This is a genomic window from cf. Phormidesmis sp. LEGE 11477 (genome assembly GCF_015207105.1).
Lineage (GTDB): Bacteria > Cyanobacteriota > Cyanobacteriia > Phormidesmidales > Phormidesmidaceae > Phormidesmis.
Genome location: NZ_JADEXO010000062.1, coordinates 1 through 17,668 on the forward strand (window position 1 = coordinate 1; position 17,668 = coordinate 17,668).

The window sequence follows — 17,668 nt, forward strand, 5'->3', positions numbered from 1 at the left end:
ACCACGGCGTTACCGTTGCCGATCCGTATCGCTGGCTAGAAGATCCTAATGCTGAAGAGACCGCCCAGTGGGTCGAAGCGCAAAACCAAGTCACTTTTGATTACTTGAACCAACTGCCGGGACGCGATCGCCTTAACACTCGTCTGACTGAGCTGTGGAACTACGAACGCTATGGTATCCCCTTCAAAAAAGGCGATAGTGACAATGCTGGTCATCCCGTCCGCTACTTCTACTACAAAAACGACGGCCTCCAAAATCAGTCCGTTCTCTACACCCTGCCTACGCTCGATGCCGAGCCGACTGTCTTACTAGATCCCAACACGCTCTCTGAAGACGGCACCGTTGCCCTCTCTGGTGTCTCTATTAGCAAGAACGCTCAATACCTTGCCTACGGACTTTCTACTGCAGGTTCGGATTGGATGGAATGGCGCGTGCGCGACATCGCTACGGGCAAGGATACTGATGATTTGATCAAATGGGTCAAGTTTTCTGGCGCATCTTGGACCCACAATCACAAAGGCTTTTTCTACAGCCGCTATGACGAGCCCAAAGAAGAAACCAAGCTAGAGGATGTCAATCGCTTTCAAAAGCTCTACTACCACCAGTTAGGAACATCCCAAGCCGATGATTCTCTCGTATACGAACGTTCAGACCAGCCAGATTGGGGATTTAGCGGCCAGGTGACCGAAGACGGCCAGTACTTGCTCATTTCTGTTTGGTTAGGAACCGATCCCAAGAATCTTGTTTTCTACAAAGATTTACACGATTCAAACGCTGAAGTAGTTGAACTGGTCTCAGACTTTGAGGCGCAGTACAGTCTAATCGACAACGAAGGCAGTACTTTCTGGTTCCGTACTGACCTTGATGCACCCAAGGGTAAAGTTATTGCCGTCGATATTTCTACGCCTGATAAAACCAACTGGAAAACGCTAATTCCTGAATCTGAAGAGACTTTAGAATCTGTTGGTGTTCTCAACAATCAGTTTGTCGCAGACTACCTCAAAGATGCCTATACCCAGATCAAAATCTTTGATCTAAGCGGTGAACCGGTTCGCGAGGTGGCGCTTCCCGGCATTGGTTCTGCGGGTGGCTTCAATGGCAAACGGACTGATACCGAAACGTTCTACAGCTTTACTAGCTACACCGTTCCTAGCCGGATCTATCACTACGATTTTGCCACCGGCAAAAGTACGCTTTTTCGCGAACCGACCCTTCCCTTCAATCCCGATGATTACGAGACTCGTCAAGTCTTTTATTCCAGCAAAGATGGCACCGAAATCCCCATGTTTATCACGGCTAAAAAAGGGCTGGACCTAAACGGCGAGAATCCAACGCTGCTCTATGGCTACGGCGGCTTTAGCATTTCTTTATCGCCTAGCTTTTCAGTTAGCAATGTGGTCTGGCTAGAGCTAGGCGGCGTGTATGCGGTTGCTAATTTACGCGGTGGCGGCGAATATGGCGAAGCCTGGCATCAGCAGGGAATCAAGACCAGCAAGCAAAACGTCTTTGATGACTTTATTAGCGCAGGTGAATGGCTAATAGAACAGAAATATACGAATAGTGAGAAGCTGGCGATCGCAGGCGGTAGCAACGGCGGTCTCTTAGTCGGCGCTTGTATCACTCAGCGCCCTGATCTCTTCGGTGCGGCCCTGCCCGCAGTGGGCGTCCTAGACATGCTGCGCTTCAACCAATTCACCATTGGCTGGGCCTGGGAATCCGACTACGGTTCACCCCAAGACGAAGCAGAATTCCAAGCGCTTTACGCTTACTCCCCCCTGCACAACCTCAAGCCTGATACGGCCTATCCATCGACCATGATCACCACCGCCGATCACGATGATCGCGTTGTCCCTGCCCACAGTTTCAAATTCGCCGCCGCCCTTCAAGCCGCCCATACTGGAAACAAACCTGTCCTCATCCGCATCGAAACCAAAGCTGGCCACGGCGCGGGTAAACCCACCACCAAACAGATTGAGGAAGCCACCGATAAATGGGCGTTCTTAGCACACGAGCTAGGCGTCGATCTCGCATCAGCCGACCTCGCATGAGCGAGCATTCGTTCTACAATTAGCAAAACAAATGTACTTCCATATGGGTTTTACCAATGGTTGCAACCCCGACTAAAAAGTCAGCACCCGCTAAAAAGACTGCTCAATCAGCGCCCTTACTCGCGCCAAATCCAGAGGTCGTCTGGGAAAAGCTACCTGAAGATTTTGTATTGCCAGGTGACCCTGTGGATAATGTTAACCAGCCTGCGATCGCCGCCGCTCTCACAGATAGCCTCAGCACTGGTGGCTATCTATCTGAAACCACAATCACCACCACCAACTACGGCATTTGTGCCAAATACCAAGGCAAGACGGTTGTCAAAGCACCAGACTGGGCCTGGATTCCCCATGTATCCGTCCCAAAGGCAGAAGTAGAGCGCAGCTACACCCCCGTATTGGAGGGCGATCTGCCTCTGGTAGTCATGGAGTTCATCTCTGACACGCCAGGGGGAGAATATTCCATTGACCCTGGCTATCCACCGGGCAAGATGTTCTATTACGAGCGAATTCTTCAGGTTCCTAACTATATTGTCTTCAACCCTAGAAGCGGAGTGATTCATCACTATCGGTTTTCAGAAAGCGATCGCTACGAGGTGCAGCCGTCGCAGGAGCAAAATCGCTACTGGTTGCCCGAGGCCAACCTGTTTTTGGGAACTTGGGAAGGTCAGCACTATGATCGCGCTGGACTATGGCTGCGCTGGTGGGACGCTGACCAGCAGCTTTTGCTATGGAACGAGGAGAAAGTAGAAGCCGAACGCCAGCGAGCAGAAGCCGAACGCCAGCGAGCAGAACAAGCGCAAGAAAAAGCGAACGAAGCTAATCAGATAAGTCAAAAAGCAGTCAAGAAGCTAATCGCTCTTAATCTATCTGTCGAAGAAGTTGCAAACACCTTGGGACTCTCTACAGAGGCTGTGCAAACAATGCTATAGAGCTAGTTCGTGGTTTGCCTATGTGAAGTCTTCATGCGTGATTGGGTGCCCAGATGTCATAATCAACCCATCAAAACCCGCTCGACAATCGATGACTAACGCTAACTCCGCTCTGCCTGAAACCAACGTAGAAGCTCTAGCGCAGCACCTGGCGACTGAGCCCAAAACAGTTCAGCTCATTGATGTGCGAGAGCCTCAGGAGTTGGAGATAGCGAGCATTCCAGATTTTATAAATCTACCTTTGAGTCAGTTCCCAGTCTGGTCTGAGACGATTCACAGCCAGTTCGATCACGAGGCCGAAACGATCGTGATGTGCCATCTAGGCATGCGCTCAGCTCAAATGTGTCAGTGGCTGATCGCTCAGGGGTTTACAAATGTCAAAAACCTCTCAGGCGGTATAGATGCCTACAGCCGTCGCATCGACCAGAGCGTGCCTCTTTATTAGAAAACAAAACGGATTTGTACTCACCGAATCTCTCTGATTATCGACTGCTCGGCCTCGTAGGGCAAGGCCAGTTCGCCCAGGTTTATTGGGCCATTCATCGACGTACGGGGCGATGGGTGGCGATCAAACAAATTCGTCATACCAGAGAGAACCTATCGCCAGAAGCCGATATGCTGCAGCGACTCGATCACCCTAACGTGGTGAAATGTCACGCCGCCTCTAGGCAGCACTTGATTTTAGACTATTGCGAAGCTGGAACATTGCGATCGCATCTTACAACAGCATTCTCTCCTCAACTCACTGCCGGACATCTCCCCTTCTCCATCTCCAAACACATTATCGAAGACATCCTCCAAGGACTTAGCTATCTTCATCGAAACGGTATTGTCCATAGCGATCTAAAGCCTGAGAATATTCTCCTAACCTGGGTTAGAACCGAGACCAACAGACCAATTACCAAGACATTAACCACTAAGACACTAACCGCTAAAATCAGCGATTTTGGCTGTGCCCATTCTCTCGAACAGACTAAACAATCTACAACAGATATGGGCTCTCCTTTCTACGCCGCGCCAGAAAGGTTCGACGCCCATTCCTCTATCGCGTCAGATCTATACTCCGTCGGGGTGATGATCTACGAGCTATTAACTAGCGATCGCCCTTTTTCAGGAACGCCTCAACAGCTTCGTCAGGCTCATCATAGTGAATCTCTCTCCTTCCCGGCTACACTCTCAGTTTCCGTCCAACAGTTCCTATCAACCGCACTCCACAAACAGCCTGAGCAACGGTTTACCAGTGCTCAAGAAATGCTCAGTACCTTTCTACAGCTAGAATTCAATCCAGCCCAGGCGTCCGCTGCCAGTCCGACGGCTAGTTTACCTGCTAGTTCGACTGGGATTGCCACAGTTAATTTTTCTCAGCGGCCTAGATCCGTTACTCTGTATGGCATTACTGTGCCCGTAGACGCTCTGACTACGCTTCCCCAGGGCTGTGGAATTGTGACGGCTAATTCGCTTCATGTGCTGACACCAAAAAGAAAGCTGATGTCCGTAGCTCGGTTTAGACAACCTTGTTGGATCTCTGTTGCGCCGACGGGGAAATGGTTTGTGGCACTGCCCAAAGGCACCGATGGGCACAAGACCGACAGACTCAAAACAAAGGGGATGATCGGCAAACTATCTCAGCTTTCTGGACATCAGTGGCGTCGTTCTATCACGCTTACAGGACGACTGCTGACGACGCTTCTATCCGAGATTATTCAAGTTGTTGCTATAGACTCTCGATATTTCCTGCGGATTCGTACGACAAAAGGCGCTGCCAGGACTTATCTAGAGTGCTTTAGCAGACGCGGGCAGTTTGTCGGCGAGCTCCGACTCGACCACAATATCACCCAAGTCACGTCAACAGCGACACCCTATCAGCTAGTGGCACTAGGTCGCGATTCCCTGTCGAATCAGATGGTGGTGCTACTGATCGATCTCAAGCCTTTCCAGGTTAGAACAATCCGTCTGTCTTTCGCGCCTCGTCAAGTCCATGCCTTAGATTGGGGATATTTAGTCACAGGCAATCAAGCAACTGTGCTGCTAGATCGCAACGCGCAGCCAATTACGCTATTGAAAGGACTGCCCCACTCGCTGGCGATCGCATCTCTAGACAATCGCCAGCTCTTGTTGGCCAAACACACGACTACGCCTTCTCTATCAGTTGTCGATGCTAGCACGCTGAACTTAGGACTTATCTTTTGAGCATTCTCTTTTTGTATGCTGTTCCTTTTTGCAATCCGCCTGTTGGTGACACTCCTATCGAATATATTCTACTAGCGCATCATAGTTGTTTTCTTCCAGCAATCTGCGTCTAGCCTCTGCTTCTTCTTCTGTTGGGAAAGCACCCACTTGCATCATGGACTGGCCTTCAAACCTGGTACGAAAAGCATCAGGAACAATAGTGCGAATGTCATCTTGTACGAACGGATCGCTCGCTGCTACAAACACCCGGTAATACAGACCCAAAGCCTGGGCTCTTGAGGGCGGTGCGGGCGGCGCACTACCACCGCCGCTAGGCGGAGAAAAGATAATGCTAGAACTTCCGCTACCAATCGGAATAGATTGACTGGGAACCGCTAGCCTATTGTTGTTGGCCGGTACGCTAACAGCAGGGCTTGGTCTGCTAATAGATGCGCCTGGCCTGGATTCTTGAGTAGCATTGCGCTCCCGGCGGCGACGGCGACGATTTAGCAGCAGAGAACCCGGTGCGTCCGCATCGCGGCCTGATTTGACCTCGGAGTCAAGCCCTGAAGCGATCGCCGCTAGAGCAGAACCTGGGGCTCCAGGCAAAATCCCAGGTGCTTGCTCGGCAAAGACTTCATCTGGGCTTGCTGCGATCGCAACAGAATCTGTGCGCTGCTGCTCTATCGGCGGTTGGTCAACAACTTGATCAGCTAAAGGGGCGCTGGCGACAGGCGGGCTTGGCTGGCGAATACTCGCTGCAACCTCAACCACATCATCTCGACGATTGCCTGAGAGACGATTATCACGCAGCGTTGGCTGCGCGTCGCCAATGACGACTAGCCCCGCTTCATTGTTAGTGATCTGGTTAGCTGCAATATCAGGCGTAGCACCATCCAATACGCGAATGGCGTCGCCAGTATTATCAAAAGTATTTTGGTGAATCAGCGCAGTTGAGCGACCCAATACGATCACACCGGCCACGCGGTTGCCCGAAAAATAGCTGCCTTGCACTCTAGGCGAGCCGCTAGCGATATATAGTCCACTCTGCCGATTGTTGACAAAGGCACTTTCTAAAATAGTTGGGCTAGCGGATTCGATCCACACGCCGTAGCCGTCAGCATTAGAGATAGCTACTTGAGCAATGCCCGCTCGATCAGCCGCAATAATGGCAGTATTTTGGCGCGATCGCAGGGAACTGGTGAATTGTCCACCGCCTTCAATAATGGCAGTGCGATCGCCCGAACTTGGTTCGCCCTGAATAGTCACGCCCGGCTTGAGCTGCAGGGGAAATACCTCGCCAGAGGCGGCGGTATAGCGTCCCGGCGCTAGCACAATAACGGTATTGGGCAGCGCCACTTCTAAGGCCCGAGTGATCGTCTTCAATGGCTGCACCGCTGTTCCGCTTGCCCGGTTGCTGCCCGTTTCAGGGTTGACATGCAACATCTGATAGCTAGCTGCGGTTGGATTTGCCGTCACTCTTTGAGCCTGAGCAATCTGCCCTATCACCAGCGGTTCATTAGTCGCAGCGACCTTCGTTGTAGCAAAAGCCGTTGCTGCCGGCACAATCTGAGCAAACTCAGCCAATGATTCTTCAGCGCTCGCGCCTAGTGCCAGCAGGCTCATAGTCAAGGCTATCGCCCTAGCCCGATACATTGGCCGATACCTCGTTAGCTGGTTCGATGGCGATCTGCTAGCAGGCCCCATCGAAAAATACCTACCTAACAACATAGCTAACCCCGCTGCTACCGTGACTGACAACTAAACGCCGAAATACCTTGTCTTGGCATTTAGACGTGAGAATATAAACTGAAAGTATGGAATCACTTCGAGCCATCTTCTCGATATCAAATCAAGAAAATCTGGCACGACGGCTGCAACTGAAATATGAAGTTCTAAGATACTTTTGTCAAGCCACTCGCAACTGTCTTCACGCTCGCTCGCCTGTTCCCGACGTGTCTCCTACTGACTTCGCGGCTGCTGCCGCCTCTACCGCTGACTTGAATACTGGCAATGCTTCAGCTAGTGCTACAGTGAGTGCGCCAGCATCCTCGTCTCTGGTCGCAAACCCCTCAATAGCAGACTCATCAAACTCCTCTTATATGAAGCAGTCTTCCCTATCTGCTTTACAAACTTCTGTCCGTTCTATAGAAGACCCTAGTAACAGAGGAACCGGCAGAAAAGGAACCAGCAACGCCCTCTGAAAAAGAACCTATGCCAGAGACTAACGCTCTATTGCGTATCTTAGATGCCAACCTTGACCGCGCCCGAGAGGGCTTACGTATTATCGAGGAATGGTGTCGGTTTGGGCTCAACGACGAAGACTACACGGCTCAGCTAAAGCATTTGCGTCAGACTATCGCTCGGTGGCACACTCCAGATATTCGTGCTGCTCGCGATACCCCTGGCGACCTAGGAACTGGGCTGACGCATACCCAAGAATCCGTACGGCATAGTCTAGGCGATGTGCTACAGGTCAACCTTGCTCGCACTCAAGAAGCGCTGCGAGTACTAGAAGAATACGGTAAGCTCTACAGCCAGGAAATGGCAGCAGCTTGTAAGCAGATGCGCTATCAGCTCTACACTTTAGACAGTCAGCTAATGGGAGATTTTTTGACGGCTATGGATGTGGGGACTAGGCGGATGGAGCAGCTAGCACGATCGCGTACCTATTTAGTCACCTCTCCGGTGCCAGATTTGCTAGGCGTAGTGGAATCAGCTTTAAAGGGCGGTATCGCTATTGTTCAATACCGTGAAAAGAGCGCCGACGATCACACTCGTCTAAAAACGGCTCAGCAGATAAGGGCGCTATGTCATCAATATGGCGCTTTATTTATCGTCAATGATCGCGTAGATATTGCCGCTGCGGCAGAGGCAGATGGGGTGCATTTGGGTCAGCAGGATTTACCGATGGCAGCTGCTCGAAAGATTCTGGGGTCAAGAAAGATTGTGGGGCGCTCGACGACTAATCCACAAGAGCTACAGCGAGCTCTAGATGAGGGCGCTGACTATATCGGGGTAGGCCCAGTGCATGAAACGCCAACCAAGCCAGGAAAATCCGCTGCCGGTAACGACTATGTTCGCTATGCAGCTGCCCATGCCACAATGCCCTGGTTTACGATTGGTGGTCTTAATGCAGATAATTTGGGCCCGACGCTAGCAGCGGGTGCGACTCGTGTGGCCGTTGTTAGAGCGCTGATGGAGGCTAGCGATCCAAGCGCGATCGCCCGTTCTCTAGTTGAGCAAACCCAGCAATAGCTTCTCGCCAGCTTCTTCTCACCCAGACTTCTTCGATGACTTTCTCCCAGCCGCCCTCCGCCAAGAACATCGCACTCCAGGTCAATGGAGAGACAAAATATTGCCCAGCCAACACAAAATTGCCAGATTTTCTAGGGCAAATAAGTCTAGACCCGCGACTAATTGCCGTCGAGTACAACGGTGAAATTTTGGTGCGATCGCTGTGGTCAGAGACGACTCTGCAGCCGGATGATCGGCTAGAGATCGTCACTATTGTCGGCGGCGGCTAAGACAGCATCTAGGTACGGCAATCCCTTCCTTTTGGCAGGTATGGCGTCCGTCTTGTGACTATATAAAAGCGTTAAAGTAAAGAAAATAACAGCCGTTTCAACAGCCGCTCAAACCTTTAGATCCATGATTGACACCTTCAAATCCTGGGCCCGCGTTTCTCTAGCGCGATCGCTCAAGACCTTCTTCAAGTCCTTTTTTGTTATCGGGCTTGTGGCCGTTCTCGTCTTCTCTCAAGCAGACGGTGCCTTTGCTGCTCGCGCAGGTGGACGCATTGGCGGTGGCAGTTTCCGCGCGCCTAGCCGCTCTTATTCCACGCCTAGTCGTACACGTGGGCCCTCTAGCTACAGTGGGGGCTACCGAGGAGGCTATGGCGGCGGCTATTATCCCGGCGGTGGCTTTGGCTTTCCTTTCATTTTGCCGTTCGTCGGCTTTGGCGGGATGGGTGGCCTATTTGGTATTTTCGTCACAATTGCAATCGTCAACTTTATTGTTCGTAGCTTCCGTGAAGCCGGCTTTGGCGGTAATGGTGCAGATGGCTACAGCAGCAATCCCACCGTTTCTGTTGCTCGTCTGCAAGTGGGCCTACTAGCAGAGGCTCGCGGGCTACAAGCCGATCTGACTCGGCTAGCCGAAACGGCTGATACTAGCTCTACCGCTGGCCTTACTAAGATCTTGCAAGAAACCACGCTTTCTTTACTGCGTCACCCAGAATACTGGGCCTATGCTGATATCGATTCAGACCAGACTCGTTTGCAGTCCGCCGAGCAGGCCTTCAATCAACTTGCGATCGCCGAACGCAGCAAGTTCACCGGAGAAAGTCTCTCTAACGTCAACGCTCAAATTTCGCAGGCAAAAGCAAAAGCCGCTCTTAACAGCAGCGGCGAACTAGCAATGACTGAAGCACCCGGTGAATACATCGTCGCCACTATTTTGGTCGCTAGTCAGGGCAAGCTCGATCTACCCAAGAACACAACATCTACAGACGATGTCCGTCAAGCTATCAACAGAATTGGCGCTATCTCTAGCGAACAGCTAATGGCTGTAGAAGTGCTTTGGACACCACAGGTTTCAGGTGAAACCCTCAGCACAGATGAGCTCATCGCTGAATATCCTAACCTGCAGCTAGTGTAGTTTTAATTACACAACTATCAACTCGCTAAACCCATAAAAGATACACAGAAAGCAGATACCGTCTTTGGTATCTGCTTTTTTGGTAGCTGAAACCGACTGGATATGTTTAACTTTTCAACAAAAGTGGTTAAATAAACCCGACTGTTGTAATTGGACTATAGTCAAAGCCATTGACGCCAAGTCCGCTCAAGAGAAACAGAGATGCTGCTGGTACTGCTTACTCGAATACTGCTATTCGCTTCGATTGGGCTCCTAATTTGGTATGTCTTTACCAAAGTCATTGCTCAAAAGTATTTAGCCTGGTTCGGCGGCGTACTGCTGATTGCCCTGCTGATCATTTCTTTTGCCATTCCTGATGATGGCACGATTCAAAGTATCTGGCGGCTATTGTCGTTTCCACTAACGCCGTTAGGGGCATCGCTCATCTTTATAGGTGTGTCACTCAGCGAGGGCGGCGGCAAGATGAAACCTCGGCCCGCTGCAATTGCCCTTTTCATCCTGCTTTTCTCTAGCACCCCCCTCTTTTCTCGGCTGCTAGTTAGTCAAGCTGAACAGTCTATTCGTGAGGCTTATGTTAGACAAGCAGAGCTGTGCGGAGAGGTCTGTCGTATCGAAGATATTCCAGGAACCGGAAACCTTGCAGAGGCCGCCGCGATTGTGGTCTTGGGCGACAGGAATGATATCAACCGAGCCATTACCATATCGACGGACATCGCTACCGCAGATGCACCTACTTACACGGCGTTAGCCCCGCGAATTGACTACGCCGCAGAGCTTTATGCTGAAGCCAGACGCCTGGGAGGGGCTCCTTTCGTGGTTGTAACAGCAGGCTCTGGCAACGAAGATTCTACTCAAAGAGATATCATCCGCGACATCATGGCTAGGAACGGCATAGCCAGTCAAGACATTCAAATCGAGAACAGTGGTTTAGATATAAAGGGTGCTGCTAACGATGTCGCCGACTTTTTAGAAGATCAGCAGCTAATTGACGATATAGACGAGCGATTAGCGCCTGGTGCCAACGAAGACGCTCCTCGGGTAGTTCTGGTCGCACCAGCGATGATGATGTCGCGAGCGGCACTAACCTTTGAGCGCATAGGACTACAGACTATCGCTAGACCAACTAGCTTCAGCACGCTGCCTCTCGATGCTGATGGTCTCACCGATGACCTAACTGACACGTTACTTGGCCTGATCCCCAGCGTTGATGCCCTCCGGCTTACGACTGAGTACTGGGACGAACTGCTCACCTCTTTGTACTATTTTCTCAGAGGCTGGCTACCTGACTTCAATTTTGGTTGGGACTCTAGTATCGAGCTGTAAGATCAAGTAGCAGGGCATCCGCCGGTAACCTGTGTAACATAATGAAGGACTGAACGCTTTCATCAGCGATTAGTTCTCTTTCTTACTGTTTCGCGACGGCTGATCGCTGCGATCGCTTTTATATGGCCCAATCTTCTAAATTTATGCGCTTGGTCGGCTATCTTAGACCCCACTGGAAGCCAGTAAGTCTAGGTTTACTATCGCTACTAGTTGTCAATGCGCTGGGCGTCACGATTCCACTTATTATCGGTTATGTCGTCGATGAGCTGTCAGTCTCTTTTACCTTTAATCGCCTAGCGCTCTACGTGCTTCTGGTTCTAGTGCTTGCTAGCGTTATGTGGGTGATTCGCATGGCCTCGCGGATTTTTCTATTTGGCGCAGGTCGACAAGTCGAGTTTGACCTAAAGCAGCGCATTTTTGAACATCTGCTTACGCTTGAGCCAGCTTATTTTGGGCGCAACACTATTGGCGATTTGATCAACCGAGCGACCAGCGATGTCGATAATATCCGTCGCCTGCTAGGGTTTGCGGTCCTCAGTATGGCCAACACGCTGTTTGCCTACGTCATGATTGTGCCGACGATGGTGAGTCTAGACGGCAGCGTAGCTCTTTTCTCACTGGCCGTCTATCCAGTTATGTTTGGGGTGGTAGCCGTATTTGGCAATCGTCTGCGCCGGCAGCAGCTAGATGTCCAAGAAGAAATCTCTAACCTCAGCGATTTGATTCAAGAGGACATGGGAGGGATTTCTCTAGTCAAAATATACGCCCAAGAAGAGAATGAACGTCGCGCGTTTGCTCGGCGAAACCGAGATCTTTTAACCGCGAATCTATCGCTAGCAAAAACGCGCAACACGCTATTTCCACTACTAGGTGGCTTTGCAAGTCTTAGTTTAGTAATTGCACTGGCGATCGGCTCTCAAGCAATCGTCTCCGGTCGGCTTTCCCCTGGAGATTTTGTCGCGGTCATCCTGTATATTCAGCAGCTTGTTTTTCCCACAGCGCTACTAGGTTTTACCATTACAGCCTATCAAAGGGGTGAGGTTAGCCTAGATCGAATCGAGGCAATCTTTGAGACGCATCCCCGAATTCGCGATGCTTCAACGACGATTGCTCTACCACAGCCGGTTGGACACCTTCGCGCCCAGGGGCTGACATTCACCTACCCAGGATCAAAAGTCCCCGCCCTGAATAATATCAATTTCCAGATTGAACCAGGCCAGACCGTTGCTATCGTGGGTCCGATCGGTTCTGGGAAGTCTACACTCGCGATGGCGTTGCCTCGACTGCTAGAAATTGAGCCTCAGCAGCTCTTCTTAGACGGCCATGACGTGACGCAGATTGCGCTGAACGATTTACGAGGTGCGATCGCCTTCGTCCCCCAAGACAGCTTTCTATTTAGCACCACCATCCAAAACAACGTTCGCTACGGCGATCCAGTCGTTGACGCACCCGAAGTTGAATCCGCTGCCAAAGAAGCCCAGCTCCACAGCGAAATTCTTAACTTTCCCCAGCAGTATAAAACGATTGTGGGTGAGCGCGGTATTACGCTATCCGGCGGTCAACGGCAGCGCTCAGCTCTGGCCAGAGCGCTGCTAGTCGATGCGCCAATTTTAGTCCTAGACGACGCACTTTCCAGCGTCGATAATCAGACAGCGACTCAGATTTTAGCCAACTTGTCTAATGACACTCGCAAGAAGACGGTAATCTTTGTATCGCATCAGATGTCAGCAGCAGCAGCGTGCGATCGCATCCTGGTCATGGATCAAGGCCAAATCGTTCAGTCCGGCACCCACGATACGCTCGTCAGCCAACCTGGGCTCTACCAGGAGCTGTGGAACCAGCATAAGCTGAAAGAAGTCCTACAGTAGCTTCATTTCCTGCCACTTGTAGCTTTGGCAACTTTGCGCTTAAAGAAGCAATCGCTTAGGCCGCCTCATCCTAGCCGAGGTGATCCATCACCTTAAACATCGGTAAATACATGGCCACCAGAATCGAACCGACCATGCCGCCTAGAACCACAATCATAATCGGCTCCATCACGCTAGTCAGCGCCTTTACCGCCTGTTCCACCTCATCCTCATAGAAATCAGCCACCTTCATCAACATCTGATCTAGCTCACCTGTCTCCTCACCAATCGCAATCATCTGAATTGCCATTACCGGAAACACACCGTGCTCTTCTAAGGCCGGGCTGATCATTCCCCCACCCTGAATTTCAACCTGAGCGGCGTTGATCGCATTAGCAATTACCTGATTACCCGACGTATCTCGAACAATCTCTAGGGCGGTCAAGATCGGCACCCCTGATCTTGATAGAGAACCAAACGTTCGGCAAAATCTCGCGGTCGCCGATTTCTGGGACAGGTCGCCAAATAGAGGCATTTTCAAGAAAAAGCCATCCATCGTAACTTTGCCAACCGGCGTTTTGTAATACTGCTTGTAAGCAAATACCAGCACCGAGATAATTCCGACTATACCGACTACCAAATACCAAGTCCGCAAGATCTTACTAATGGCCATCAAGACCTTCGTAAACAGCGGCAGCTCTGCCCCTAAGTCAGTAAAGATTTCTGCAAAGATCGGCAACAGAAAGACCGTTAGACCCACAAAAATGGTTACCGCCAAGAAGCCCACCGTCACCGGATACGCCATCGCCGACTTGATCTGATTTTGCAATCGATTCAAATCTTCCAGCAGCTTCGCCAAGCGGTTTAGCACCTCATCTAGCACACCACCGACTTCTCCAGCTTGAACCATGCTCACATACAGATTGTCAAAGCTATCAGGATGCTTCCGCATAGAGTCGGATAGGCTAGTTCCCTGCTGCACATCCGAGTTGATCTGAGTGAGCGCGACTTTCATTTTAGGATTAGGACACTGATCCGACAGAATACCGATGCCACGTACTAGCGCGACACCAGAAGAAACCAGCGCTGCAAACTGACGAGAAAAGACGGCTTTATCTTTCACCGTCACCTTGGTCATCGAAGTTTGGATGTCAGCCAGATTGAAGCTAAGACCTCTTTCTTCTTTTATGTCTTGGATATGCATTCCCTGACTTTTGATCAGAGTGCGTGCTTCAGCCGGTGAGTCGGCTTCTATCTTCCGACGAGTTGCTTTTCCTGCCGTATCTCGGCCAGTTGCTACGTAGGTAGGCATGGTTTTCTCTTATTAAACACAACAGAGCAAATGAACAAAAAATAGCCAATCAGTTAACGTCTCCCTGACTTAGCAGGTGTTTTTGCTGCACTCGGTGGGCCGCCGATCAGTCGCTGCATCTCTTCAGGACGCGAGGTCTTCGACATGGCTGCATCAAAGCTAATCACTTTGTTCTTATACAGATCAGCTAGCGCCATCTCTAATGTTTGCATCGCTAGGCGACCTCCTGTTTGAATCGCACCGTAAATCTGGGCCGTCTTACCTTCTCGAATCATATTAGAGATACCTGGCGTTACCACCATAATCTCTTGTGCCATCACTCGACCAAATTCTCCCGGCTTTGGATTCGCTTTTGACACCAGACACTGACTTAAAACAGCGACCAAAGAGTTAGAAAGCTGCACTCTAATTTGTTGATGCTGTGCGGGCGGAAAAACATCCACAATCCTATCTACCGTTTGCGCCGCAGAGCTAGTGTGCAGAGTGCCAAATACTAGGTGACCGGTCTCTGCCGCTGAGATAGCCAGAGAAATAGTCTCCAAATCTCGCATCTCACCAACCAAAATCACATCTGGGTCTTCTCGAAGTGCGCCTTTTAGAGCATTCGAGAAGCTCTTCGTATCTTCACCGACCTGCCGCTGATGGATCAAACTTTTGACCGGCTCATATACAAACTCAATTGGGTCTTCTACTGTTAAGATGTGCTCCGCTCTAGTCGTATTGATATTGTTGATCATCGAAGCAAGCGTCGTGGTTTTCCCCGAACCTGTGGGTCCAGTTACCAGCACCATCCCTCTAGGCTTTTCTGATAGCTCGGTCACAATCGGCGGTAGACCCAGCACATCTAAGCTAGGAATCTTGGAACTCAGTGCCCTCAAACATGCAGCGTAAGTACCCCTATCCTTGTAAACGTTTACCCTAAACCGAGCGAGTCCACGAACGCCATAAGAACAGTCTAGTTCCCAAGTCTGCTCTAGGATCTTTCTTTGCGAATTGTTCAGCATGCTGAATATCAGCCGCTGACACTGATCTGCTGTCATAGGCGGATGGTCTGTTGCTGTCAGATGTCCGCTAATCCGGATGTAAGGTGGCAATCCTGTAGATAGATGTAAGTCAGAGCCTCCTCGCTCAACGACTTCTTCCATCAAGTCTTCAATCATCAGTTCCATAGCTGGCATCCTTATTCTTGAGTGTTTTTAATCTTGGACTTTGAGATGAAACCGTCGCCGCTAATCTTTGTAGCGAGGCGTTAGACAATAGGGGCAATCTAGCCATTCGTGATGAAGCTCCGCAGTACAGTGACTGCAAGAGAGCACACTTTTGCGCTTGGCCTTTAGCTCGGCCTCTAGTCCTTTGTCGGTGAAAGTGACTCGCTCCACTTCTTCTAAAGTCGTATGGCCTTCTTTCACCAGGTTCAAACTGTATGCCAATAAAGTATGCATGCCTTCTTCTACGGCGATTTCCTTGATCTGCTCAGAAGGCGCACCTTCTGAAATATATTGCTGCAACCGCTCAGTTACACGCATCACTTCATATACCCCGACTCGGCCTTTATAGCCGCTGCCTCCACACTTACCGCATAGCTGTCCAGCTTCCTTTAAAGCGCTGATTTCATCGGTAGGTATTCTGTTGGCTTTGTACAAAGTCATCTCGTGATCTTTAGAAGCACTCAACCCATAGCGGGCTAGCTCTTCGGGTGTTGGCTGATAGGCAACTCGACAATCTGAGCAAACTCTACGGACCAGTCTCTGTGCTAAAACTCCGATCAAGGAGTTAGCAACCTGAAAGGATTCAACGCCCATTTCTCCTAGTCTGGCTACAGCGCCTGCTGCATCGTTTGTATGCAAGGTCGTCAATACTAGGTGGCCTGTCAGTGCCGCCTCGATGGCGGTTTTAGCGGTCTCAGGGTCACGAGTTTCACCCACCAGGATTACGTCAGGATCTTGCCTTAAAAAGGATCTGAGAATAGCAGCAAAGTTCATTCCTTTTTCGCGGATGACTTGCACCTGGGTGATGCCTGGCAAAGCATATTCGATTGGGTCTTCTGCTGTACTGATATTGACGCCAGGTTCGTTCCGCTCAGAAAGGACTGAGTAAAGACTAGTGGTTTTACCTGAACCAGTCGGTCCGGTGACCAGAATTAACCCAAAAGGCCGTTTGGCCATATCTTGAACAATATTTAGAGTTTCCTCATCGGTGATCAGCGCGCCTAGTCCCAGCTGAGTAGAAGAGTTATCCAGAATTCGTAGAACGACTTTCTCCCCGTAGCGGCTAGGCAGCGTGCTAACTCGAAAGTCTACTTTGCGACCCTGAAAGACTCGCCTGATTCGTCCATCTTGTGGCAATCTCCTTTCCGCGATGTCTAGCTCAGCAATAATTTTGAATCGGGCAGTGGCAGCAGGAACAATCTTCTTCGGCAGGTGGGGGAAAGCTTCTCTAAGAACGCCGTCTTTGCGAAAGCGAATTCGTAAGTACTCTTCTTGGGGTTCAACGTGAATATCCGAGACTTCTTCTTGGAGCGCTTTGACTAGAATCTTGTTAACAAGCGCAATCACAGGCGCAGCACCTGCGTCTAGCAGGGCTTCTCCCAAATCATCGTCATCATCAACATCGTCTTCTAAGCTATCAGAGTCGAGGTCAAGGTCTTCTAGATTCGTACTGACTTCGGCTGGGGTAATAATTTTTTTCTGAGGTTTCCCGGCCAGTAATTTCTCTTCTTTTTCCTTAGCGACTAGCTCATCTAAAAACTTAGCCATCAAACGCTGGTAGTCTTCAATCGTGATGACCATGCGCTGTAGGCTAATGTTCTTTGGCCTGAGGATACGGTTTAGATCGTCTTGCGCTTCTAAATTCTCCGGATCGACCATAGCAATCAATACAGACTGCTTTCCTTTCTCTTCCGACTGAGAAAGAGGCACTAGACGGTGACGGCGGCAGATATCGACTGGAATGAGGCCATCGATCAGATCGGTGACCTGACTTTCTGAGATTTCTTCAATTTCAGGATCGAGAGACTCGACACCATAGAGGATTTTGAGCTCGAAGAGCTGTTGTTTTTTATATTGACGCACTAGCTCTGGCGATAGCTGTTGACCTGCTATCGACTCTAGGACGTCAGTAAGTGCTCTGCCTGACTTTCGACTCTCGACTAATGCTTGCTGCATCTGAGAGCCATCTACAAAGCCTGTCTGTATGAGCTTGCTGCTGAAAGGCGAAAAGCTTTTCTGCAATACAAGCGCTTTCCGCGTGGATGAAGAATTTGTCATTGGGCGATGCGAAAAAATCTCTCACCGAGTGTGCCCACAAATACGCATGCAAAGCTCAGCTGAGGAATTCGAGCTTGTCCGTGTTAATACACAGCGCCAATACATAGTCTTGGCG

General features: G+C 50.4%; 14 protein-coding genes. 10 read left to right on the forward strand and 4 right to left on the reverse strand.

The genetic code is table 11. The features are described 5' to 3' along the window. The 4 genes from IQ256_RS17010 to IQ256_RS17025 form a co-directional block, all read left to right on the forward strand. Window positions 1-2,048 (forward strand): prolyl oligopeptidase family protein (locus IQ256_RS17010; protein ID WP_193856742.1); only part of this gene is annotated, 2,048 nt, incomplete at its 5' end. 56 nt (window positions 2,049-2,104) lie between these two features. Continuing rightward, entirely contained in the window at window positions 2,105-2,977 is an 873-nt protein-coding gene (locus IQ256_RS17015) for a Uma2 family endonuclease (RefSeq protein ID WP_193856743.1), read from the forward strand. Window positions 2,978-3,068: 91 nt separating this feature from the next. Then, window positions 3,069-3,422 (forward strand): rhodanese-like domain-containing protein, encoded by a 354-nt coding sequence (locus IQ256_RS17020; RefSeq protein WP_193856744.1) that lies wholly within the window; start codon window positions 3,069-3,071, stop codon window positions 3,420-3,422. Window positions 3,423-3,436: 14 nt separating this feature from the next. Then, window positions 3,437-5,167 (forward strand): serine/threonine-protein kinase, encoded by a 1,731-nt coding sequence (locus IQ256_RS17025; RefSeq protein ID WP_193856745.1) that lies wholly within the window; start codon window positions 3,437-3,439, stop codon window positions 5,165-5,167. 54 nt (window positions 5,168-5,221) lie between these two features. Here IQ256_RS17025 and IQ256_RS17030 read toward each other — a convergent pair whose 3' ends face one another. Continuing rightward, window positions 5,222-6,772 (reverse strand): DUF1565 domain-containing protein, encoded by a 1,551-nt coding sequence (locus tag IQ256_RS17030; protein ID WP_193856746.1) that lies wholly within the window; start codon window positions 6,770-6,772, stop codon window positions 5,222-5,224. 191 nt (window positions 6,773-6,963) lie between these two features. On the opposite strand from IQ256_RS17030, the gene IQ256_RS17035 reads away from it, so the two are divergent. From IQ256_RS17035 to IQ256_RS17060, 6 genes are all read left to right on the forward strand, one after another. After that, window positions 6,964-7,350 carry a hypothetical protein gene (locus IQ256_RS17035; protein WP_193856747.1) on the forward strand — a complete coding sequence of 129 codons (387 nt, stop codon included), beginning with the start codon at window positions 6,964-6,966 and terminating at the stop codon, window positions 7,348-7,350. 10 nt (window positions 7,351-7,360) lie between these two features. Further along, entirely contained in the window at window positions 7,361-8,404 is a 1,044-nt protein-coding gene (locus IQ256_RS17040) for a thiamine phosphate synthase (protein WP_193856748.1), read from the forward strand. 35 nt (window positions 8,405-8,439) lie between these two features. After that, on the forward strand, window positions 8,440-8,673 hold the full coding sequence (gene thiS / locus IQ256_RS17045; protein ID WP_193856749.1) for a sulfur carrier protein ThiS: 234 nt from the start codon (window positions 8,440-8,442) through the stop codon (window positions 8,671-8,673). A 124-nt stretch (window positions 8,674-8,797) separates the two neighbouring features. Beyond that, window positions 8,798-9,805, forward strand: coding sequence for a DUF1517 domain-containing protein (locus IQ256_RS17050; protein WP_193856750.1), 1,008 nt, complete (start codon window positions 8,798-8,800; stop codon window positions 9,803-9,805). Window positions 9,806-10,006: 201 nt separating this feature from the next. Further along, entirely contained in the window at window positions 10,007-11,128 is a 1,122-nt protein-coding gene (locus IQ256_RS17055; protein WP_193856751.1) for a YdcF family protein, read from the forward strand. Window positions 11,129-11,250: 122 nt separating this feature from the next. Next, window positions 11,251-12,996, forward strand: a complete 1,746-nt coding sequence (locus tag IQ256_RS17060) for an ABC transporter ATP-binding protein (protein WP_193856752.1) — start codon at window positions 11,251-11,253, stop codon at window positions 12,994-12,996. A 70-nt stretch (window positions 12,997-13,066) separates the two neighbouring features. On the opposite strand, the gene IQ256_RS17065 is transcribed toward IQ256_RS17060, so the two are convergent. The 3 genes from IQ256_RS17065 to IQ256_RS17075 are packed head-to-tail and all read right to left on the reverse strand — an operon-like array spanning window position 13,067 to window position 17,553. After that, a complete protein-coding gene (locus IQ256_RS17065; protein ID WP_193856753.1) occupies window positions 13,067-14,287 on the reverse strand; it encodes a type II secretion system F family protein in 1,221 nt (406 codons plus the stop codon). Window positions 14,288-14,340: 53 nt separating this feature from the next. Continuing rightward, window positions 14,341-15,456, reverse strand: coding sequence for a type IV pilus twitching motility protein PilT (locus IQ256_RS17070; protein WP_193856754.1), 1,116 nt, complete (start codon window positions 15,454-15,456; stop codon window positions 14,341-14,343). 60 nt (window positions 15,457-15,516) lie between these two features. Beyond that, window positions 15,517-17,553 (reverse strand): GspE/PulE family protein, encoded by a 2,037-nt coding sequence (locus IQ256_RS17075; protein WP_193856755.1) that lies wholly within the window; start codon window positions 17,551-17,553, stop codon window positions 15,517-15,519. Window positions 17,554-17,668: the final 115 nt, after the last annotated feature.